Genomic DNA, 20,545 nt, shown 5'->3' on the forward strand with positions numbered 1-20,545 from the left:
TGCCGTCTGCCAGTCGGGTCAGCGCCTTCAGGAACAGGGCTTTTCGGCTCATGAGGGCTCTGGAATTCGCGTTGCCAGCACCAGACCTATTTGTTCTTCACCCGCCTGAGTAGCCCTGAGGCGCAGGTAGAACTGAGTTTGGTCGTCGGTGAAGAAACCGTCCAGGTTGAGGTTGGCATTGGAACTGGAACTGGTAAACAGCACCTGACCATCGCTCAGGTCGGAGTAGGTGAGGGCAATGTCGGCAGATTCCTGGAGCTCCGGCGCAGAGACCGTTTCATCGCTCACCGAGTGGGAAACGTTTAAAGTGCGAGGTGTCAGAGTAGCTGTGCTGCCTGACGTAATGGTGAGAATTGAATTCTCGAAGTGGGCCAGGGTGTTACGGTCGTTCTCCAGCCCAAGGCGAACACCTTGCAGTCTGAAGCGGCCGCTGGCCGGTGCGGGCGAGCCGGTTTGGGCGGCTGCGATGAGCAGGCCGTCTCCTCCAGGGCTTCCGTTCAGGTTGAACGCCAGCAGATCACCGTCGGGATTGCTGGCGCCGACACCGATGTCCGGCTGCTGAAAAGATCCTGAGGCATCGTCTTCGTCCAGGTTCAGTCGGCCAATGTTTTGGTCACAATCACTGAGCCGGGCGGTGCGGGAGCTCAGGGTCCAAGGCGTGAGCAGAACATCAGCGCTTGAGGACACGCCGCCGCCGGAGCCTCTTTGGATCTGTTGGATAGTTTGGTTTTGGGTGATGGTTGCGGTAGCCCGGCCATCCTCCGCTGCGCCGTCCACTGCAATGTTCCAGGTGCCCAGGCCGGATTCAAAGGCGACCGGCACGGAGCCCTCGCCCCTTTCTCCTTCAGTGAACTGCAGAGCAAGGTACACGACGTTGAGCTCCCTGCCATTGAGCGTGTCCAGTTTGAAGTCCAGCTCCCGTAACAGGTCAATCTCCAATACCGACAGGTAGTGATCTTCAACGGTCTCTTTGCGTTTTAGTTCTTCGCCGGCTTCTTCGAGTTCGATGGCTTTACCGGCGCTGAAGTAGCCGCTGATAACCCGGTCCGGGCCGACGGTCTCGGACACCGGGGGAGACGTGTAGGCATCAAGGTAATAGGGGTTGCGGGTCCAACCGAGAGTTTTGGACGTGCCTCGCCCTGTGATGCTCTGGTAAAGCGCTCGACCTGCCAAAAGTCGGGAATCGTCCAGTAGTGTGGCGGCACCGGGAGATGAAGCGTGGGTGTTGAGTGACCATTGATCTGAGCCGCGCAGGAAGAAGTTGTTGCCAGCCTGATGAATGAGCGCTTCACGCTCGTAGGGGATGTCGCTGGCGAGCGATGTCACCTTTATGTTGAAGGCATCGAAACTGGTCAGTGTAAGTGCCGGATAGACGTAGCCGACGCCGTTGATGTCCTCTAGCCGTTCTTCTTTAGCAAGGCGAACACCCCATTGGCCGGAGTTTGTCAGTGAGCTCTCGAGGGACGTCTGGCCCAACTCAACGCCAAAAAACACCGCATTGTAATCTGCCGAGGTGGCGCTGATCTTGCCAGAGGAAGTTTCATCGAGCAGGGCATAGTCAGCCATGGCCGCAACGTAGTTGGAAAAATCACCACGATCAGAGAGTGTCGTAAGAGCGAGATTCAGGTCTGCGTCGGATGAGATATCGATTTCGAAATCGTGCACCTGGTCAGCAAGGGTCGACCACACGTATTTATTCAGGCAAAGCTGACCACCGGCGTCTGCTACACAGTCCAGAATGCCTTGTAGCTGGCTTTCGCTGTATTCGGCGAGGGTGTTGCGAACCAGGTATTCGGAAAAAGGATTGATCTTCACATCGCGGTCGGCGTCGGCTGCCAGGGCTCGCATCACAGTGTTGTTGTAACTGGCCTCAATGATGATATCGGGGCGCAGGGGCTGCCCCTCGTCAAAGCCAATAACGCTAAAGCCGTTGTCATCGGTGCGTATGGACACCGGAACTGCCCCCAGGTTCTGGAGTGACGTGTTGGTGGTGTACACCTGCACCCGATCAGGCTGAACAATTCTTAAATTTCGCCTGGTGAGTTCGGCGTCCGGTGCCACTCCGCCGGGGACTTCCATGGTAATCCGGACTTCGTTGGCGGCTAGACCGCTACTGTTACTGGAATCACCAGTGCTGGCGGAACTGAAATCGTTGACAGGATTTTGTCCGCCGGAAAAATCATTGGGGTTGCCCCTTACATCACGTATGGCATCGTCGCCACCGCTGCAGCCCATAAGAGCGGTAAATGCTGCGTAAAAAGCGAGCCGCGATTTCAGTCGCATACCTGACTATCCCCACCGAAAATTCAGGCGTTCAGTCTATCAGTGGGGAAACTGACAAAGCGTGAGATGGCACGAAAAAAGGCGCCCAAGTGGGCGCCTTTTTCATTTTCGTGACCCTGATGCTGGGTCAGATCGGAAGATCAGAAGAAGATCTTCATGCCTGCCATAACGCCTTCATCCAGATTGACGTCGCCACGCAGCGGACGGTCAAGATCGGTGTTCAGGTAGCGATAGCCGGCAAAAACCTCGGCGTTGCGGATCACCCGATAGCTGACCCGAAGTTCCAGGCTGGTCAGGTCGTCGGAGTCACCAAAGGCCAGGATGCTCGGTGCGTAGTGCAGGCCGCCGGTGAATGACAGGCCGGGTACTTTGGGGACGTTCAGGGTTGCGAAGCCACCCAGTGCAACGGCGCCGCCGTCCAGCTCATCGGCATCCCAACCGATGGCACGCATGCCGATACCGGCAGTGGTCGGCAGGTTGCCGATTGCGGTACGGCCCTGAGCGTGAAAATCCAGGTTCAGGATGTCCAAACCACCTTCACGGTAGGTGTAGCCTGTTCCCAGTTGCAGTTCGTCGTTGCTGCCCAGGAAGTTTACCTGGCCTTTGACTGAGTCGTTAGTGAGACTCAGGTCGACATCGCCGGCAAACGCCGGAGCTGCAGCGAGAGACAGAACCATCAGGGAAATACGGGACGCTTTCATGCATGCACCTTTCGTAAGTGATTAAAAAAGTTGGGGTATGGTAACGGGCCGACCCCGGGCACTCAACTTAAAAGGTGGTAAGCCGCGTTTAATCTGGCGCTTGATAGACTATTCAGTGACGGGTTTCTTCGCCACCCTGGTCGAGATCGTCCGGCGAGACGTTCTCGGCGGGAACCCGGTACTCTTCATTGGCCCAGGCGCCGAGGTCGATGAGCTTGCAGCGCTCCGAACAGAACGGGCGGAACGGATTGGATTCGGTCCATTCCACGGTTTTTTTGCAGGTGGGGCATTCAACGTTCATGGTTGCCTTTGACGCTCGTATAACTGTAACTGTTGCCAGCAATCTGCTCAGGAGACTGCGGACGCCTTACAGTATTGTTCCAGTACTGCCCTCAACATTTCAATATTGACAGGCTTGGCTACGAACGAATCCATGCCGGCGCGTCGGCATTTTTCCTCATCTTCTTCCATGGCACTGGCTGTGAGCGCCACCACAGGGGTGCGATCACGCTGGTTTGTGGCTTCCCACTGCCGCAGTCGCCGTGTGGCTTCAAATCCGTCAACCCGGGGCATCACACAATCCATGAAGATCAGATCGAACGGATTGACCTGCCACAGACTGGCGGCTGCTTCGCCATCGTTGGCCGTCATCACATCACAGCCCAGTTTTTCCAGCAGCCTGCGGGTGAGAGTGCGGTTGACTGGATTGTCTTCAACCAGCAGCACTTTCATCCGTCCACAGGGCAGTTCCCGACGGCGGGATGAATCGGTGACGGCCTGCAGCGAGAACCGGGTCAGGAATCGCCGTTCCTTTTTTGCCGCGTCTGCGAAGAGCTGATTCAGAATAGGCATCAGGCAGGACTCGCGCAGCGACTTGCTCAGGAACGCGTCGGCGCCGGCTTGGCGGAAGTGTTCCGCATCGCCGCGCTGGGGGTTAGATGACAGCATCAGCAGGCGCATGTCGGCCCACAATGGGTTGCCGCGAATCTGCCGGCACAGGAGGTCGCTGTCCATGTCCGGAACAAAGCCATCCAGAACAATGGCGTCAAACGGCTGCTGGCTGTCAAAGGCCTGGCGAAGGGAAGTCAGTGCCTCGCCGGCAGATTTTACAGCCTCAATGTGAACGTCATGCCGGGAGAGCATTTCCAGAGTAATCTTGCGGGAAAGCTCGTAAGAGTCCACCACCAGGATGCGGCGGTTTTTAACCATCCGGTCATCTGGCCTGACCCGGGTTGAGCTTTCCGGTGCTACCGGAAGTTTGAGCTCGATCCAGAAGGTGGAGCCTTCGCCAGGACGACTCTCCAGATCCAGTGAACCCTCCATCAGATTGACCAGCTGTCGGCAAATGGTCAGGCCAAGGCCGGCACCGGGCAGCTGTCGCTGAAAGCGTTGTTCAAGCTGAACGTAGGGTTCACACACCAGGGGAATATCTTGGGGATTGATGCCAACGCCGGTGTCTTCAACCGCAAGGCGAAGCCTGAGCTCGCCGTCGCGCCGGCCGAGCACTTCAATGCTGATCAACACGTGGCCGGAATCGGTGAATTTGATGGCATTGGAGGTCAGGTTGAGAAGAATTTGGCGAACCCGAACCGGGTCGCCCTTCAGAACCCAGGGCAGGTTCTCATCAATACGCAGCTCGAGCGCCAGGCCTTTTTCTCGTGCCCTGGGCCCAAGCATGTGCACCAGATCGTTCAGGGTTTCCCGCAGATCAAATGGAATATCGTCCAGTACCAGTTTGCCCGCTTCCATTGCTGAAATATCAAGCAGATCATTGATAATGGCTGACAAGCCTTCGGATGCGTTCAGCAGGGTGGCAACGTATTCGCTCTGTTCCTGGTCCAGGGGGGTGTCGGTGAGCAGGTTGGCATAGCCGAGCACTGATTGCAGGGGGATGCGGAGTTCGTGGCTGACGTTGGCGAGAAACTGGTTCTTGGCGTGATTGGCTCTTACCGCTTGATCCCGTTCGCCCTGGGATTGGATCGTAGTCTGGCGCAGGGACTGGGTGTCTTCGAGGATCTGGAGTCGCATCTTGTTCAGCGCCTGCTCCAGTTCGGTCAGCTCATCCGGCGTTTTGGGTGGGGAGCGTTTGAGCTTTAGCGGATCAACCAAAGCATCCAGATTGAGTCTGGCGGCGTAGTCGGCCATGGCCTCAAGGTGCCGCGAAAGCGTCAGGCGAACAATGATCAGCAACCCAAAGGTGCCCAGCATGACCACAATGGACTGAAACAGCAGGTTCAGCAACGCCCGATCCCTGAGGTCGTCGTAGATGCGCTCCACCGACGAAGTGAGGGTGAGCTTGCCAACATCTTCGGGGCTGCGAAACGTGGACCGGTCGAAAATCAGAGGAAAGGTCTGGGAGATGACCCGGCCTTCGGGAAAGGTGCCGGTGGTGAACTCGTCACCGGTCGTGGTAATGACCCGGGCGTGCTGGATAGCATTGACGGCTTTCATATCATCGAGCTGTTGGCAACCTCGCTGTAATTCATCAACCAGATGTTGTTACTCATACTGCCCGACACCAATTCGGCAGCACGGGCCTGGGTGCTTTGCAGGTCTTCCTTCCGGCGTTCAAATTCGCCGATCATCTGGATACCGGTCGCAACCAGTGAAAACATCAGGCTGAACAGCAACACATACGCAAGTAACCGGGCCGCGAGCGGCCTGATTCCCAGGCGTTTTAAAAACCGGTTTGAAGGCAATGCACGAGTTCCCTGTGTCGACGACTAACTCACCTGCCGGAGTTTAACAGACAGTTAGGACTTCGACACGTTCCTGTGAATCAAGGTTCACGAAGCGAAAGCGAACGTTCAAATCGTAAAGGTGCGCCCCGTAAATACGCTCTTCCTGCCGGCCTCGGCGGAACGAGGGCCGTGGGTCGTAACTGACCACGTCTTTGATCAGGTTTTGCAGGTCCGGGTAATCCTCAGGCGGGAGGGCCTGGAGTTGTTGTTCTGCCTCTGGCAGGAACGAGACCGGCAGCCGCTCAGTGGGCGGGCTGTCGGCCCATCCAGTGAGGCCTCGGGCACGGCGTCGGAAAATGGCAGGTAGGGTTTGATGTCGAGAATAGGGGTGCCGTCGATCAGGTCGTGATCGCTGATGTTCAGGATCAGTCGGCCGTCTCTGCGGCTGAGCCCCCGGTTCCTGACCACCGAGAGCCCCAGGCTGTTGGGCCTGAATGGCGACCGGCTGGCAAACACACCTACCTTGCGGTTACCGCCAAGACGAGGTGGCCGAACCACTGGCCGCCACTCGGCGCGAACCGCTTCGTGGAACTGAAAGGTGAGCCAGAGATGGGTAGCCGATTCCAAACCCCGAAACGCATCCTCACGATCGTAAGGTGGTTCGATGACAAGTTCCGCATGGGCGTATCGGGTCAGTCCTGGTTGCCGAGGCACGCCGAACTTGTCGCGAAAACACGACCGGGTGAGAGCGATTGGCGTAAGTGTCAGGGCGTCCTGCGCGGGACGGGACGGGTGTCTTGGCATAGTTAATCCAGGTAAGGGCGTTCAAGGCTGCCGGAAAAATACAATTCTATCCTGAAAAGCACCGATGCCCGGTCCTTGAAACTCTCTTCCCGCGGAAATTCCAGCGCAGGAATTACTTCCGCGTAAACCCAGTCACTGTGCAAGCGGTACCGCCAGGTCAAGTCCGCAAAGGCTGTGGTAGGGCGCCAGGACGGCTGGCTTTCCCCCAGAACCCCCAGTCGGGGTGTCAGGGTTGAGCGGTTGTTCAGTCGCTTATCGACACTAAAGATCTGGGCCGCCACGAATTTCCGATTCCTGTGCACCCACTCCAGTTCCGATGAAGACTGAAAATACCAGCCATTACCGACCGAGCGACCAAAGCCAAGCCAGGTGCGCTCGCCCCAGCCATCACTGTGGTAGTAATAGAAGCGTTGCTGCACACTCATCAGCCAGTCATCGTCCAGCCGCCATTTCTTCTTGGCCGTGGCTCGCCAGAATGCGTCGGGCGGAAATCTCAGGCGCGCACCCACGTCATTGGACAGGTTGATGGCATCGCCGATCTGGGTCAGATAACGCAGGGCACCGGTAGTGTCGGTGTCGGTACGATCGGTTTCCGTTAATTGACGGTCTCGCTGCCGCTCTTCCAGCGGGATCAGCTCTTCGCTCTCACTCTCAATAACCAAGCGAAGTTTGCGGCGGGTTGTGGGAACATCGAGACGGAATCGGGCCTCCGGCTCGAATTGAAACGGATCGCCGTACTCTGATTCAGTGGCAAATCCGACGCGAAGGTAACTGGCGTTGTTGGGGAGGTCGTGCTGACTGCCTGACAAGGTGCGATCGGCCCACTGGCCTAGACGTTCAATTCTGGGATTATGCGTCCGTCCCTGCAGCAACACCCAGTTGCTGAATTCGAACCAGTAGGAATCCCTTGGCTCGTCCCAATACTCCTCGGGGGAAAACGTATAGAAGGACTCAGGTAAAGAGCCGGGCGCCAGAACATCGGGCACCGGCCGTTCCTGAACCCGGAAGACAGGTTCAGCTGCTTTAGCGGGTCCTTGGGACAACAAAAAGCATGCGGCGGTGATGCCTGTCAGCAGGGAACGAGAATCGCGGTCAGGCAAAGTCCACCAACATCTTTTTATGCAATTCATGAACCTGACGCTCCACGTCAACGTGTGGGCGGTTGTTATCAATTATAGCGTCAGCCTTCCCGCAGCGCTGATCTCTCGACATCTGTGCCGCAATAATGCGCTCGACTTGTTCCCGTGAGTTGGCGTCCCTTGCCACGGTACGCTCGATTTGAACATCTACGGGAACATCCACCACCAGGGCGTAATCCACAAGTTGGTGCTGATCGGTTTCGAACAGCAGGGGCGTGACCAAGAGCACGTAAGGCAGTGAGTAATGCTCCGGCTTCAGCTGGCGAATCAGCTCTTCCCGGATGACTGGATGTAGCAGGGCTTCCAGCCACTCCCGCTCTCCCGGTTTTTCAAACACAATGGTCCGAAGCTGTGCGCGGTCAAGGGCACCGGCGGCATCCAAGATGTCCGTGCCAAAATGCTCGGCAATGGCTTTGAGTGCGGGCGTGCCTGGCTCGACCACTTCGCGGGCAACATCATCTGCGTCGACCCAGTGGACGCCGAGATCCCCGAACATGCGCACAACGGTAGATTTGCCGGAGCCGATACCGCCGGTAAGGCCTACAATCGCCATCAGTTACACACCTAAAAAGCCAAACCAGAAGCGTTGGATCTCGGTTCCAAACCAGAGGCACAGCAGGCCCGCAGCCGCAAGGTAGGGGCCAAACGGGATTGGCACCTCGCGGCCATGCTTTTTGAGAATCATCAGGCTGATGCCAACCACTGCGCCAACCACCGAAGACAGCAGAATCACTGCTGGCAGCAGCTGCCAGCCCAGCCACGCGCCTAGTGCGGCCAGTAGTTTGAAGTCACCATGGCCCATACCTTCCTTGCCAGTGACCAGTTTGAACAGCCAGTACACCGACCATAGGGACAAGTAGCCCCAGACTGCGCCCCAGAACGCGCTGGTGAAGTCGGTCAGCAAGTCAAAGTAATTCAGCACCAGGCCGAGCCAGAGGAGGGGCAGGGTAATGCTGTCCGGTAGCAGTTGGGTGTCGAAGTCGATCACCGTCAAAGCCACCAGGGACCACACCAGCAACAACGACCAAAGCGCGGCCTCGGTTGGGCCAAGGATTGCGACGGTGGCAATGGAGAGCAGGGCAGTGATCGCTTCAATGATCGGATAGCGGGGGGAAATGCCGGTCTTGCAGGAGGCGCACTTGCCGCCAAGAACCAGGTAGCTGATCACCGGAATGTTCTCCCAGGCCCGAATGGTGTGGCCACAGGAAGGGCAGGTCGATGCCGGTTTGGACAGGGTGATCCGCTCTTCCGGCTTTCTCTGGGTTTCAGGCAGCTCCAGGAATTCTTCGCACTGGCAGCGCCAGTCCTGATGCATCATCTTCGGCAGGCGCAGGATGACCACGTTGAGAAAGCTGCCGATGCAGAGGGATAGCAGGGTGACGGACAGGAACAGTAGCCAGGGTGTCGCCAGGAATGTGTCTAGTGTGAGCATTGGGTGTCCATTAAAACGAGAAAGGCCGGGATACGATGGGTAGCCCGGCATGGTAGCTAGGGGTGATTAACCTACAACCTGACCCATCTGGAAGATTGGGAGGTACATGGCAACAATGAGGCCGCTACAAGAACACCTAAAACGGACATGATCATGGGTTCCATCAGGGCGGTCAGATTGTCGACCATGTCATCAACGACGGCCTCGTAGTGTTCTGCAACCTTCTGCAGCATTTCATCAAGGTTACCGGACTCTTCACCAATGGCGGTGAGTTGCACCGCCATCACTGGAAAAATATCCTGTTCACGCATCGAGGCTTGAAGCTGCGTGCCGCTCGAGACATCGTTCTTGATGCGGTCGATAGCATCCCGGTATACGGCGTTGCCTGTAGCGCCTGCGACTGAATCCAGAGCGTCAACAAGGGGGACGCCGGCTGCAAAGGTTGTTGATAAAACCCGGCCGAATTTTGCCACCGCAGATTTGTCAAGGATTTCGCCAACTACGGGAAGCTTCAAAACATATTTATCAACGAAGTCAGAAAATTTTGGCGACCGACGAATGGCTTCCTTGAATACGAATATTGTGCCAACGATTCCAAGTAAAACTACAAACCACCAGCTCTGCATCCATTCCGAGAGTTTGACCACAAATTGCGTAAACACTGGAAGTTCAGCGCCGAAACCCTGGAACAGGCTTTCAAATTGGGGCACAACTTTAATGAGCAGGATTGCAGTGACGATAATCGCAACCACGACGACAGCGATGGGATAAGTCATTGCTTTTTTGACTTTCTTTTTTAACAGTTCTGTTTTTTCAAGATACGTCGCTATGCGGTCAAGCATCTGCTCTAGAGCACCAGCTTTTTCGCCAGAATCAACGAGGTTACAGTACAAGTCATCGAAGTGCTTCGGGTGTTTTCGGAGAGCCCCGGCAAAACTCGTGCCTGAAGAAATGTCGTTCCTAATGCTCATTACTAGTTCTTGAAGCCCTTTGTTTTCAAGTCCATCTGCAACTATGTCAAAGCTTTGGACCAGCGGCACGCCCGCTTTCATCATTGTAGCCAGCTGACGGGTCAGCATCGCAATGTCAAAAGGCGTAATCTTTTTGCTCCCTCCACCAAACAGAGGTTTTGGTTTCTTTTTAACTTTGTCGGGAATGATGCCTTGTTTGCGAAGCTGCGCCTTCACCAGGGCAAGGTTAGAGCCGGTAAGCTCACCCTTGGATTTGTTGCCTTTACGGTCTTTGCCTTCCCAAACATACGATTCCAGCTTTTGCGCTTTCTCTGCCATGCTTAATCCTTCGTGACCCGGTTGGCTTCTTCAAGGCTCGTTACACCCTCAATTACTTTCAAAAGTGCCGATTGACGCAAGTTTCTGAAGCCTTCGGCCTGAGCCTGCTGTGCGATTTTAATGGAGCTGGCCTCTTCCATAATCATGTTCGCCAGCTCGTCGGTGATCTTGACCACCTCGTATATACCGACGCGGCCTTTGTATCCACCATTGCATTTATCACAGCCGTTCGGGCGGAACAACGTGAAGCTGTATCAATTTGTTCTTGTGTGAACCCTTCTTTCAAAAGCACATCTTTGGGAATGTCTGACGCCTGCTTGCAGCTACATAGTCGTCGACCCAGGCGTTGGGCAATGATCAGGCTTACCGATGTCGCAATATTGAACGACGGCACACCCATGTTCATCATCCGCGTTAGCGTTTCAGCCGCGCTGTTGGTGTGAAGGGTTGAAAGAACCAGGTGCCCCGTTTGGGCTGCCTTGATAGCAATGTTCGCGGTTTCAAGATCTCGGATCTCACCGACCATGATGACATCCGGGTCTTGCCGCAGAAACGCCCGCAGGGCTTCAGCAAAACCAAGTCCGACCCGTGTATTCACGTTAACCTGGTTAATGCCCTCAAGGTTAATTTCCGCAGGGTCCTCGGCGGTAGAAATGTTTCGTTCATGAGTGTTCAGTATGTTGAGGCCGGTATAAAGAGAAACGGTCTTGCCTGAGCCGGTTGGCCCCGTCACCAGAATCATACCCTGTGGTTGCTCAAGGGCAGTCATGTACATCTCTTTCTGGTCTTCTTCATAACCCAGAACATCAATGCCCAATTTGGCTTGGCTTGGGTCGAGGATACGCAGCACAATTTTTTCGCCCCAGAGGGTGGGGAGGGTGTTGACCCGGAAATCGATGGCCTTGGTTTTGGATAGTTTCATCTTGATGCGGCCATCCTGCGGTACTCGGCGCTCAGAAATATCCAGCTGCGCCATGATCTTCACGCGTGCTGAAATTTTCGGAGCCAGCTTGATGGAAGGGCGGGATACCTCCTTGAGAATGCCGTCAGTGCGATACCGTACCCGGTAGGTTTTCTCGTACGGCTCGAAGTGAACATCGGAAGCGCCACCACGTATGGCATCGAGCAGCATTTTGTTGACATATTTAACGATCGGAGCGTCGTCAACTTCGGTCGCAGAGACTGCGCCATCGTCCTCCTGCTCGCCGCCTTCAGTCTCGACGCCTTCGAGGTCTGCATCGTCAAGATCGCCCATAGTGGTGTCTTGCGATTCAAGATATTTGTCGATGGCTCCACGAAGTTTGGCATCGTCGACCAGAACCGCATCGGTACTTAAGCCGGTGTTGAACTTGATCTCGTCCAGCGCCTGAATGTTGGTGGGGTCGGACACGGCTATGAATAGTCGGTTGCCACGCTTGTATAGAGGCAAGGCATTGTGCTTCCGGATCAGCTTCTCGTCGACAGCTTTCTCCGGCATCATCTCAGGCAAAAAGGAATCTAAGTCCAGTACCGAAACTCCGAACTCCATAGCAGCAGAAAACGCTAGTTTGGAGCTGTCCGCCAGGTTGTTTTGGGTGAGGTAAGTGATCAGCGGGATTCGATTCTGCGATGCTTGCAGGAAGGCATCCTTTGCAGCTGCCTCGTCAAGAAGTCCGTCATCGACGAAGCGTCTTGCAAGTCCGGTAAGCGTGATATTACTTTGATTGGTAGACATAAATTAAGTAAGGAGCGCAGCCTAAGTTACTGAAATTGAAATTTTGTTAATTGGAGAGAGTTTAGATGGCAGACGGGCTTTTGGAAAGGCGCAACATTCCCGCTCATAGTTAAACGTCTTTTGTCGCCCCGTTTTTCCGGACTTTTTAAGCAATGCAGCCTTGAAGGTGACAAAAAAAGTCACCACCTGACGTTGCCGGACACGCAGAGTGCAATGTTTAGGATGCGTTACGTGATCCTCGTAAGTAATATTTGCTCTTGAAAACAAAGGCGTTTTAAGAGTTTTCCAGTTTTTTTGGATGTTGGCACGCGCAATGCTTAGCACTCCGTAGGCTCAAAACAGCGGTATAGGGCACGATTCCATTGAGCCCTGACTGGTTAGAGTTGATCAACGACAAACAATGAGGTCGATAATGAAAAATATTCAAATTAATCATGCTCAGAAAGGTTTTACACTCATCGAACTGATGATCGTAGTTGCGATCATTGGCATCTTGGCTGCAATCGCGATTCCGCAGTATCAGGACTACATTGCGCGGACTCAGATGAACCGTGCTTACGGTGAGCTTTCTGCACTCAAAACTTCTGCAGAAGAAAGCTTGATGCGTGGTCAGGGAGCCTCTTTGACCGACGCTGACTCTGTCGGATTTACGTCGTCTACTTTGCTTACCAACAACGAGCCTTCAGTATCGTTTGATGGCGCGACTGGCGCAGGCACAATCACTGGTGTAATGGGCAACGAAGCCAGCACTGCGGTTGTTGGCGCAACTATTGAAATTGCCCGCACTACCGGTGGCACTTGGACTTGCCGCGTCGCGCCAGGCACTGGTGGTTGGGATGATTCGTTCGTTCCGACTGGTTGTGCCCTGTCCAACTAAGATCAAGAAGTGCTTGAGTGTGAAGTAGAAAGAAGGAAGGCCTTGCCTTCCTTCTTTTTTTTGTCGCTTTTTTTCTTCCTGGCTTGTTTAACAGCGTCTCTCCAGTTTTTAGTGGTTATGATGGTGTCCGTTGGTCGCTTTTGTTAATTCTGCCTGCGGTTATTCTGGTGTTCCTCTGCATCAGTAGTGAAGTGCCCAAAGTCGTCGTCGTGTCCATGTTAGTGACGGCCGGCGTTGGTTCATATTTTTTTCCTTTATCACCCCCATATGTGTATTCAATCTTTGAAGCTCAATACTGGCTTGTTAGTTTGCTCTTTGCTGGATTGGTTTCGAGGAATCGAAGTTTTGCATCCATACTATTAAAAAGCCGTATTTTGGTTGTTGTAGCATTTTGTTTTGCTTCTCTTTATATCTTGACGATAGTCATGGGTTTGCTTTTTTGGTATCAGCAGGGAGGAGGGAAGGTTACCGATTTTCTTCCTTTCGGCTTTTACAACATTAGAATGTGGTCTCATATCGCAACCTGGATAATTCCACTGTGCTGTAGTTGTTTGTTTCTTATGCAAAGTCGGCTGGCATCCCGCAGAAGAGTCGCTATGATTTGGGGGGGGGTAGTTCTTGGTCTCTGGTTCATGGTCCTACTTGGCTCTGCCGCCCGAGGCAGCATGCTGGCACAAGGCTTGGCCTTTCTTTTTATGCTAGCACTTTATCGTCGAAAATTTTGGGATATAGGGAAGTTTTGGGTCTATAGTTTCATTTCCGGGGTTGTCCTATATTTTATATTTGTAATCGCCATTCCAAAAGCTTTATTTGAGCAGATTGGTTATTATCAGATATTCAGAACCGGGGGCTCGGGCCGCGGTCAATTATGGGAATACGCGCTATCGTTGAGTTTTGAGAACTTTCCTTTCGGAGTCGGCTCATTGGCCTATAGCTACCGAATCCCAGTTGATGCCTACTATGCTACCCCCCACAGCTTATATTTCACTTGGGCTTCAGAATACGGTTGGCTTTTCGTCGTTACTGTTGTCGCTATTTTCTTCAGGTTCAGTTTTCGAGCTTGGAGAAAGGAAAATGTCCTGTCTCATAATGACTCCGGTTTGCAGCTAGGTGTGCAGTTTTCAGTTTTGTCTGCGCTTGTTCACGCATGTGTTTCAGGTGTTTTTACGAGCCCTGTTTCGCAAATCGTAGGTTTTCCTGTTTTAGCTATATATTTCGCGTTTTGCCTTGATGCCAATAAACAATGTAGCTGTGCGGTTGGCCGTGGCAGGCTCGTAAATTACCTTTCGTTATTACTTTTTTGGCTATCTATTTTTATTATATATCCTTCATATACTTGGTGGCATTCATCGAAGCAAGATGCTGTTAAATATATGGAGATAAATCATATAGGATTGGCTCCACGCTTCTGGATTCATGGAAGGTTTGTCGGTAATGAGGATAGTGAGTAACCATATGAAGTCGTTGACCCGTTATAGTTTACTGTTATTGTTTCTGCTCCCTTCATTGACATTTTTTCATATCTGGCCACTGAATTCGGTGTTCTCAGATGGATTTACACTTTTTCTTGGGTGCCTCGTTTTCGTTTCAGTAATCTTCTTAAGAGGAAAAGATGGAAAGTTAGATTTTTCGAACTTTATTTTATACCCATTGATTCTTTGCGCCATTGGCGGGCTTTCTTTGCTCTGGGGTGGAGGAATTGGGAACAGCACAATTTATTGGTCTGGTTTGATTCTCGCGGTTTCTGTGGGTTGGAGCATAGCGGTTTCATCAATGAGTGTCCCAGGGGGCCGAGAGGATTATTGCTTGGAGCTGTCCAAGGCGGCTTTGTATGGAGTTCTTGCTTTCGCAATCATTTCGTTACTCTTGTATTACGGAATTGTCCAGCGTTTTCTGGGTTTGGAATTCGCCGATGGTTCAAGGTTGAGGGGAGCTTGGCGCCAGCCAAATCTCACCACGACGACGCTTTGGTTTGGGGTTGTCGCTACGGCGTTTTTAGCTGGTTCGGGTCTATCCAAAAAAAAGCAACTGATGTTGTTTGTTGTGTTTAGTGTGCCTTTGGCTTTGGCTGCATCTCGGCTTAACTACCCGTATATATGTTTAGCACTACTACTGGGGGGATTCATGTTTCGCTTGGGAACTGAGAATCAGAGAAAGCAAGGGCACAGTCTCCTTATCGGTGCAGCTTTGGTAATGATCTCCATGGTTATTACACCGATCATCTCTAATTCCCTTATTGATTATAAAAACGCTGCGGCTTCTCAAACAGATTCTTATGACCGGGTGTCTCTGCTTGAGAGAGAAGTGGTTGATTCGCCGCGTATAAGTGAGAGCTTGAAGATTTACAATCATCTTAAGAGCCGAAAAATTTCGCATATTATGTTCGGAGAGGGAGTTGGGAGGTATGGCTTCTTCTCTTTCGAAGCTCCTGTTATACATACGGAATATTTCAAGGAACAATCAACGTGGCTTCACTCTCACAATCTCTATTCAATGATTTTTGTAGAGCTTGGCCTGATCGGGCTTGTATTTGTTTTGGTTGCAACTTCTTAATTTCAAAAAAATTATTTTCTATAAAGGGAAGAAAAGAATTTGTTTTTTTATTTGGTATTTCAGTGCTTATTTTTGTGCATAGCATGGTGGAATTTCCATTGTGGTACCCGTGGTTTTTGTTTGTATTGATTGCGGTCATCACTCCGCTTTATCGTGTTCGCACACTGAGCCTTTCGTCGAAGAAGCTGATGCCTGCGCTTTCATTAGTGGTTTTAATTTCTTTTTCTGGTATGGCGGGTAATTTGGCAAACCAAGCCATAAGATCCTGTCCATCCAGAGTGAGGATAATCCAGACGAAGAGGATTATCGAACATTGGCTGTTTTGGGTAACGACCGCTTTCTAGGTCAATACGCAACGCTTGTCAGATACCGAAAGTTTGATCCTGAAATGATGAACTTTAATCTTCAATTGAGAGAGGTCGAGCGCATGCTGGAGTGGCGTCCTTTTGACCTTGTAGCGATGCGAAGATCGACCTTGCTGATTTTAGACAGTCAGTGGGAAGAGGCATGCGATATGGTTGAGATGATGGTTCAGCGGTATCCCAGATCGGCGCCTATCATAATAGAAAAGGCGGTTTGGGTTGAGGGTGTTGATTCGACGCGCCTGGGGCAGCTGGCTGAGTGTGCAGATAGGGGGCTTTCCGTTTGGGGCAGGGATATCGCCTCTGTTGCTGAGGATAACAGAAGGAAGTTGAGAACAGATTAGTCAGTAAAGTTTTTGGCGCGATTTGTGCTGCTTTAGTATTTCTTCGGCAACATTTTTTCGGGCAGATGATGCAATGATTTTGACTAAAGATCCAGAGGCAGGATTCACGCTTATAGAGCTGATGATAGTGGTGGCAATTATCGGAATTCTGGCTGTTACTGCGATCCCATTTTATGGGAAATATGTCATGAAAACTCAAATAAATCGGGTGGTTGGGGAGGTGGGGGGGTATAGGTCTGCATTCGAAAACCAGGTCCATCGCTCTGATACGGTTACTAACGCAGATCTTGGCTATGAGCCTTCGAAGTTAACCACGGGAAGCTTTTCTGTAGATATAGCAGTGGCAAATATTGACGGTTCTGGTCACATCGAAGTGACCATTGGCGGCGAGGCGCATCCAAAGATTAAAGGCGTCATAATCAGACTTCAGCGATCGCTTATGGGTGAATGGCAGTGCCTAGTGGATCCGAGCGCTGCCTCTCTCTGGCAGGCCGATTATATGCCCAAAGGATGCAGCGAAGTTTGATCTAAATTTCCACCTCCTCAAACAACTCCGGCACCTTAGTTTCCCAGCCAAAATTATCCCGAAGCCTTTTACGCATTACGTCACTTGCGAGCATCTCTCCGTGAGTGACGTAGACCTTAGCCGGCTCGAGTGAACCCTGCCTCAGCCAATCCAGAATCTCGTTGTAATCCCCGTGGGCTGAGAGCGAATCCAGATTGTGGATCTCGGCTTTAACTGGCCAGTATTTGCATGAATCTTCACAGATTCCGCGCCATTGACGAGCGCATCCCCGCGCGTTCCCGGTGCCTGGAAGCCAGCAAACACGACGCTGTTTCTTTCATTGGGAAGAAGTGTTTTAAGGTGGTGTAGCACCCGCCCACCACTGGCCATGCCGCTGGCTGAAATAATCACGCAGGGATAACGTGCGGCATCCAGCTCGATAGATTCCTCTACCTTCCGAACAAACGTGGTGTTTTCATCAATCGTTCCACATTGTTCTGCGGTGAGCTTATGTTCCTTGTGGTGCCGGCAAAAGATCTCCGTGGCCTTAATTGCCATCGGGCTGTTGAGGTACACAGGCAACTTGGGAATGCGGCCTTCGCCCATGATCTTGTGAATCACGTAAAGCAGCATCTGAGCGCGGCCTACCGCAAACGCTGGAATTAAAACTATTCCGCCCCGGCCAGCAGTCCGTTTGATGATGGTGGCCAGCTCGGTTTCCGGGTCAACCTCACTGTGCAGCCGATCACCGTAGGTAGACTCACACACCAGTACGTCGGCCTTCTGAATTGGCTCTGGCGGCCGCATGATGATGTCGTTTTGCCTGCCCACATCGCCGCTGAATACGACCGTTCTATCGGCAGCCTTGTGGTGAACATGAACGCAGGATGACCCTAGGATGTGTCCCGCAGGAGTAAACGTGACATGGAATCCTTTTACCGGCTCAAACGTTTCATGGTAGTGCAGCGACTGAAAATGCTTGAGAGCCTCCCAGGCGTCTTTTTCGGTAAAGAGAGGTTCGGGTTTCGCGTGTTTCGAGAACTTTTTACGGAACGCATACTTGGCGTCTTCTTCTTGGAGAAAGCCAGCGTCGGGCAGCAGAACCTTGCACAGTTCATGGGTGCCTTTGGTGCAGTAAATTGTGCCTTTAAAGCCGTTCTTCACCAAGGCCGGAAGATAGCCGGAGTGATCAATGTGGGCGTGCGTTAGCACTACGGAGTCGATGGTATGCGGATCTACGGGAAACGGGGCCCAATTCCGTCGGCGCAGGGTTTTTACGCCCTGGTACATGCCACAGTCCACGAGTAATCGGTGCTTGTCGTCCGAGAGCAAATAGCGGGAACCGGTCACCGTTCCTGTGCCACCAAGGAAACGAAGCTTCACGATGGGATCCTTTTTTTCAATCGATGATACTATGAGCTTAGAAAATTGGCGGCAGATGAAAAGCTCATTTGACCGAAAATTGATCCCGAATTGACCTGACGCAGGAATCCAGTTGCATGCAATACAGCTCCATGCTTTCGGACGTCATCAAAATTGCTGACCAGGCCAGCGAGAAAGTCATGCACATCTATCAGTCAGACTTCAAGGTGAGCTACAAGGCTGACGATTCGCCCATCACAGCAGCAGACACGGCGGCTCATGACATCATCGTTCGCGGTCTGCGCATTATTAATCGCGACATTCCCGTGCTTTCGGAGGAGGGCAAAGACAACGCCTGGGAGGAGCGAAAGCACTGGCGCAGATTCTGGCTGGTCGACCCGATTGATGGCACGAGAGATTTTACCCAGCGCACTGGAGAATTCACGGTCAACATTGCCCTGATTGAGGATGGTGAACCAATCATGGGAGTGGTCATTGCGCCGGCCCTGAAAGAGGCTTTTTGGGGTTTGGTAGGAGAGGGAGCCTACAAGCGTGATCGCACGGGCAAAGTTCACAGAGTTCAGGTGGCGCAGCCAAGGATGTAAAGCGCGTGGTGGCCAGCAAGAATCACCTCAATCCTGAGACCAGGACGTTTATCGATCAACTCGGCGAGCACGAGTTGGTGCAGGCCGGCAGTTCGCTGAAGTTCTGCCGCATTGCCGAGGGCCATGCCGACATTTACCCGCGTATGGGACCAACTTGCGAGTGGGACACGGGCGCGGCTCAGGCCGTGCTGGTCGCGGCCGGTGGAAAGGTTCGAACTGTCGACGGCAGGCCACTGAAATACGGCAAGAAAGATGTATTAAACCCATATTTCATTGCAGCAGGAAACTGGTATAGTCCTCGCCTATGACATGGTACGCACTGCAGCACAAACCCGCTCAGGGCAATCGCGCTCTGACACATCTTCAGAATCAGGGCATTGCCTGTTTCTACCCGAACATCATCGTAGAGAACATTAAGGCCGGCAAGCGGACTAAAAAGCTTGAGCCGCTGTTTCCCGGTTATCTTTTCGTGAACCTGGAGCAAACCGATCCTCTGTGGGCAAAGCTTCGCTCCACCCGCGGCATCCAGAGAGTTGTGAGCTTCGCGGGTAAGCCGGCTCCGATCAGTGGCGAGGTCATCCAGCACATCAAAGACAGCCTTGAGTCGGTTGCAGAGCGGGGCGGTATCAAGCCCGGCAAGACCGTACAGCTGCATGAAGGGCCGTTTGAGGGAATCAGCGCCATCTTTCATGCCTATGACGGGGAGACGCGCGCAATTGTGCTGATTAACTTTATGCAGAAGCAGCAGTCCGTGTCAGTTCCCGTTTCTGCTATAAAATCAGATAGATAAAATCTCATAGTTTACTAAGTTTTACATTGTAACTATTGCGGCGACATGACCATGCTGTAACTATTGGCTCCGAAATTTTCATGGACGTTAGTTATAGCAAGGAGTCGCCGTGTCTTACTGCCGTTTTTACCCTATTGCGTTTCTGCTCCTGCTCTCCGCGTGTTCCGAAAGCCCCGAATCCGCTATTGACGATATTGCTGACCAAAGCAAAGACCTCGTTCAGAGTGCTCGCGATCTGGCCGATGATGCTTCCGAGCGCGTCGCTGAGGAGCTTGATAATGCCAAGGATACTGCCTCCGAGAGAGTCTCCAAGGCCGTTGATGAGCTGAAGGGGCACTGACGATGAGCGATGCAGGGGAGCGGGGTCCCGACACTCCCAAAGCTGCTTTCGCCAAAAAATGGTGACCTGGGTGGCAGCACTATCGTTGCCTGTGATCGCCCTCGGAAACTTCTCTGAAGCGGTGATGATTGTTGAGGACAGCGTAGACAGAGTCGTCTCCAGGTTCACCAATCTGCCCGAATACGAAGATCTCTCCTATCTTCGCGCTGGAATTGATCGAGGCTACGCTCGTGAGATCTTCGGTATGCCTCAGGTAACCAAAGATCTCGGGGCAGGCCAAAGCGCCGAATACTATTTCCACAAAAAGTATCTGCTTACCCTCTTGGTTCAATCAGGGGAAGTAACCGCCTTTACCGTGATCAGCCTGCAAGATGGGTTTGCTCCGCAGGTATTCGAGGGCTGGGGTGGACCGCTTGGCGAGTTCACCTTCGCGGAGATGAAGGGCATGCCAGGGGCTTTCCTTGTGGACTGGACCAAAAACAGCGCCTTATACCTCGAACTGGTTAACCTTGGCGGCGGCTCCCTTAATCAAAAGGCATATGCAGGCTGGGTGAACTATGGCTCGGGCATGGAGACTGCCGGTTTAAGCGCGCTCTACAAAAGTGTGCTGACGGGCGAAGCCACAGAGAACAACCGAAACCAGGTTCGTGCTGAAGTGCGCCCGAACCTCTTCGGCTGGGGCCGCCTTAGCCTTACTGATATCCGAAATTCCATCCTTAGCCCGACAGATCTTGGGCATTACCTGTCCGCTTACCAGTAACAAC

At 52.8% G+C, this 20,545-nt stretch carries 20 protein-coding genes and 4 pseudogenes; 11 read left to right on the forward strand and 13 right to left on the reverse strand.

The features are described 5' to 3' along the window. Positions 1-48: 48 nt before the first annotated feature. From AU14_RS12035 to AU14_RS19380, 12 genes and pseudogenes are all read right to left on the reverse strand, one after another. Positions 49-2,283, reverse strand: a complete 2,235-nt coding sequence (locus AU14_RS12035; RefSeq protein ID WP_041341104.1) for a hypothetical protein — start codon at positions 2,281-2,283, stop codon at positions 49-51. 140 nt (positions 2,284-2,423) lie between these two features. Beyond that, positions 2,424-2,984, reverse strand: a complete 561-nt coding sequence (locus AU14_RS12040) for a YfaZ family outer membrane protein (RefSeq protein ID WP_041341107.1) — start codon at positions 2,982-2,984, stop codon at positions 2,424-2,426. A 112-nt stretch (positions 2,985-3,096) separates the two neighbouring features. Next, positions 3,097-3,285, reverse strand: a complete 189-nt coding sequence (yacG, locus tag AU14_RS12045; RefSeq protein ID WP_041341109.1) for a DNA gyrase inhibitor YacG — start codon at positions 3,283-3,285, stop codon at positions 3,097-3,099. A 47-nt stretch (positions 3,286-3,332) separates the two neighbouring features. Next, the gene (locus AU14_RS12050) at positions 3,333-5,435 is read right to left on the reverse strand and encodes a response regulator (RefSeq protein ID WP_236744036.1); all 2,103 of its coding nucleotides are present in this window, start codon (positions 5,433-5,435) and stop codon (positions 3,333-3,335) included. Next, complete coding sequence (locus tag AU14_RS21695) at positions 5,432-5,599, reverse strand: hypothetical protein (RefSeq protein ID WP_236744037.1); 168 nt, start codon at positions 5,597-5,599, stop codon at positions 5,432-5,434. Before AU14_RS21695 ends, AU14_RS12050 begins: the two co-directional genes overlap by 4 nt. Before the next feature lie 127 nt (positions 5,600-5,726). Further along, a pseudogene (gene tsaA / locus AU14_RS12055) lies at positions 5,727-6,469 on the reverse strand (tRNA (N6-threonylcarbamoyladenosine(37)-N6)-methyltransferase TrmO). A 2-nt stretch (positions 6,470-6,471) separates the two neighbouring features. Beyond that, entirely contained in the window at positions 6,472-7,455 is a 984-nt protein-coding gene (locus AU14_RS12060; protein WP_236744038.1) for a hypothetical protein, read from the reverse strand. 106 nt (positions 7,456-7,561) lie between these two features. Beyond that, positions 7,562-8,161, reverse strand: a complete 600-nt coding sequence (gene coaE / locus AU14_RS12065; protein WP_041341111.1) for a dephospho-CoA kinase — start codon at positions 8,159-8,161, stop codon at positions 7,562-7,564. Positions 8,162-8,164: 3 nt separating this feature from the next. Continuing rightward, on the reverse strand, positions 8,165-9,040 hold the full coding sequence (locus AU14_RS12070) for a prepilin peptidase (RefSeq protein WP_041341113.1): 876 nt from the start codon (positions 9,038-9,040) through the stop codon (positions 8,165-8,167). A gap of 66 nt (positions 9,041-9,106) precedes the next feature. Then, a pseudogene (locus AU14_RS12075) lies at positions 9,107-10,329 on the reverse strand (type II secretion system F family protein). A 2-nt stretch (positions 10,330-10,331) separates the two neighbouring features. Then, positions 10,332-12,043, reverse strand: a pseudogene (gene pilB, locus AU14_RS12080) (type IV-A pilus assembly ATPase PilB). A 21-nt stretch (positions 12,044-12,064) separates the two neighbouring features. Further along, a complete protein-coding gene (locus AU14_RS19380) occupies positions 12,065-12,367 on the reverse strand; it encodes a hypothetical protein (protein ID WP_148312741.1) in 303 nt (100 codons plus the stop codon). A gap of 88 nt (positions 12,368-12,455) precedes the next feature. Between AU14_RS19380 and AU14_RS12085 the strand changes: the two genes are divergently transcribed. The 6 genes from AU14_RS12085 (at position 12,456) to AU14_RS12105 (ending at position 16,705) form a co-directional block, all read left to right on the forward strand. Then, the gene (locus AU14_RS12085; protein ID WP_041341116.1) at positions 12,456-12,920 is read left to right on the forward strand and encodes a pilin; all 465 of its coding nucleotides are present in this window, start codon (positions 12,456-12,458) and stop codon (positions 12,918-12,920) included. A gap of 83 nt (positions 12,921-13,003) precedes the next feature. Next, positions 13,004-14,371: an O-antigen ligase family protein gene (locus AU14_RS12090; RefSeq protein ID WP_148312742.1), complete on the forward strand. Its 1,368-nt coding sequence runs from the start codon at positions 13,004-13,006 to the stop codon at positions 14,369-14,371. Between the two features lie 4 nt (positions 14,372-14,375). Then, a complete protein-coding gene (locus AU14_RS12095) occupies positions 14,376-15,473 on the forward strand; it encodes an O-antigen ligase family protein (RefSeq protein ID WP_158498317.1) in 1,098 nt (365 codons plus the stop codon). Further along, positions 15,386-15,817, forward strand: coding sequence for a Wzy polymerase domain-containing protein (locus tag AU14_RS23895; protein ID WP_407942800.1), 432 nt, complete (start codon positions 15,386-15,388; stop codon positions 15,815-15,817). The genes AU14_RS12095 and AU14_RS23895 overlap by 88 nt, the downstream gene beginning before the upstream one ends. Next, positions 15,787-16,179: a hypothetical protein gene (locus AU14_RS12100; RefSeq protein WP_041341126.1), complete on the forward strand. Its 393-nt coding sequence runs from the start codon at positions 15,787-15,789 to the stop codon at positions 16,177-16,179. The genes AU14_RS23895 and AU14_RS12100 overlap by 31 nt, the downstream gene beginning before the upstream one ends. Before the next feature lie 73 nt (positions 16,180-16,252). Continuing rightward, the gene (locus tag AU14_RS12105) at positions 16,253-16,705 is read left to right on the forward strand and encodes a pilin (protein ID WP_041341128.1); all 453 of its coding nucleotides are present in this window, start codon (positions 16,253-16,255) and stop codon (positions 16,703-16,705) included. A 1-nt stretch (position 16,706) separates the two neighbouring features. Here the strand turns inward: AU14_RS12105 and AU14_RS12110 are convergent. Next, positions 16,707-18,067 (reverse strand): annotated as a pseudogene (locus AU14_RS12110) (MBL fold metallo-hydrolase RNA specificity domain-containing protein). Positions 18,068-18,183: 116 nt separating this feature from the next. On the opposite strand from AU14_RS12110, the gene AU14_RS22900 reads away from it, so the two are divergent. The 5 genes from AU14_RS22900 (at position 18,184) to AU14_RS12130 (ending at position 20,541) form a co-directional block, all read left to right on the forward strand. Next, positions 18,184-18,651 carry a 3'(2'),5'-bisphosphate nucleotidase CysQ family protein gene (locus AU14_RS22900; RefSeq protein ID WP_269079048.1) on the forward strand — a complete coding sequence of 156 codons (468 nt, stop codon included), beginning with the start codon at positions 18,184-18,186 and terminating at the stop codon, positions 18,649-18,651. A gap of 5 nt (positions 18,652-18,656) precedes the next feature. Then, the gene (locus AU14_RS22905; RefSeq protein WP_269079049.1) at positions 18,657-18,959 is read left to right on the forward strand and encodes a 3'(2'),5'-bisphosphate nucleotidase CysQ family protein; all 303 of its coding nucleotides are present in this window, start codon (positions 18,657-18,659) and stop codon (positions 18,957-18,959) included. Beyond that, a complete protein-coding gene (gene rfaH, locus AU14_RS12120; RefSeq protein ID WP_052472033.1) occupies positions 18,956-19,441 on the forward strand; it encodes a transcription/translation regulatory transformer protein RfaH in 486 nt (161 codons plus the stop codon). The genes AU14_RS22905 and rfaH overlap by 4 nt, the downstream gene beginning before the upstream one ends. A gap of 109 nt (positions 19,442-19,550) precedes the next feature. Beyond that, positions 19,551-19,781: a hypothetical protein gene (locus AU14_RS12125; RefSeq protein WP_041341130.1), complete on the forward strand. Its 231-nt coding sequence runs from the start codon at positions 19,551-19,553 to the stop codon at positions 19,779-19,781. Positions 19,782-19,851: 70 nt separating this feature from the next. Continuing rightward, positions 19,852-20,541, forward strand: a complete 690-nt coding sequence (locus tag AU14_RS12130) for an ETEC_3214 domain-containing protein (protein WP_148312743.1) — start codon at positions 19,852-19,854, stop codon at positions 20,539-20,541. Positions 20,542-20,545 lie beyond the last annotated feature (4 nt).

Origin of the sequence: Marinobacter similis (genome assembly GCF_000830985.1) — a bacterium.
Lineage (GTDB): Bacteria > Pseudomonadota > Gammaproteobacteria > Pseudomonadales > Oleiphilaceae > Marinobacter > Marinobacter similis.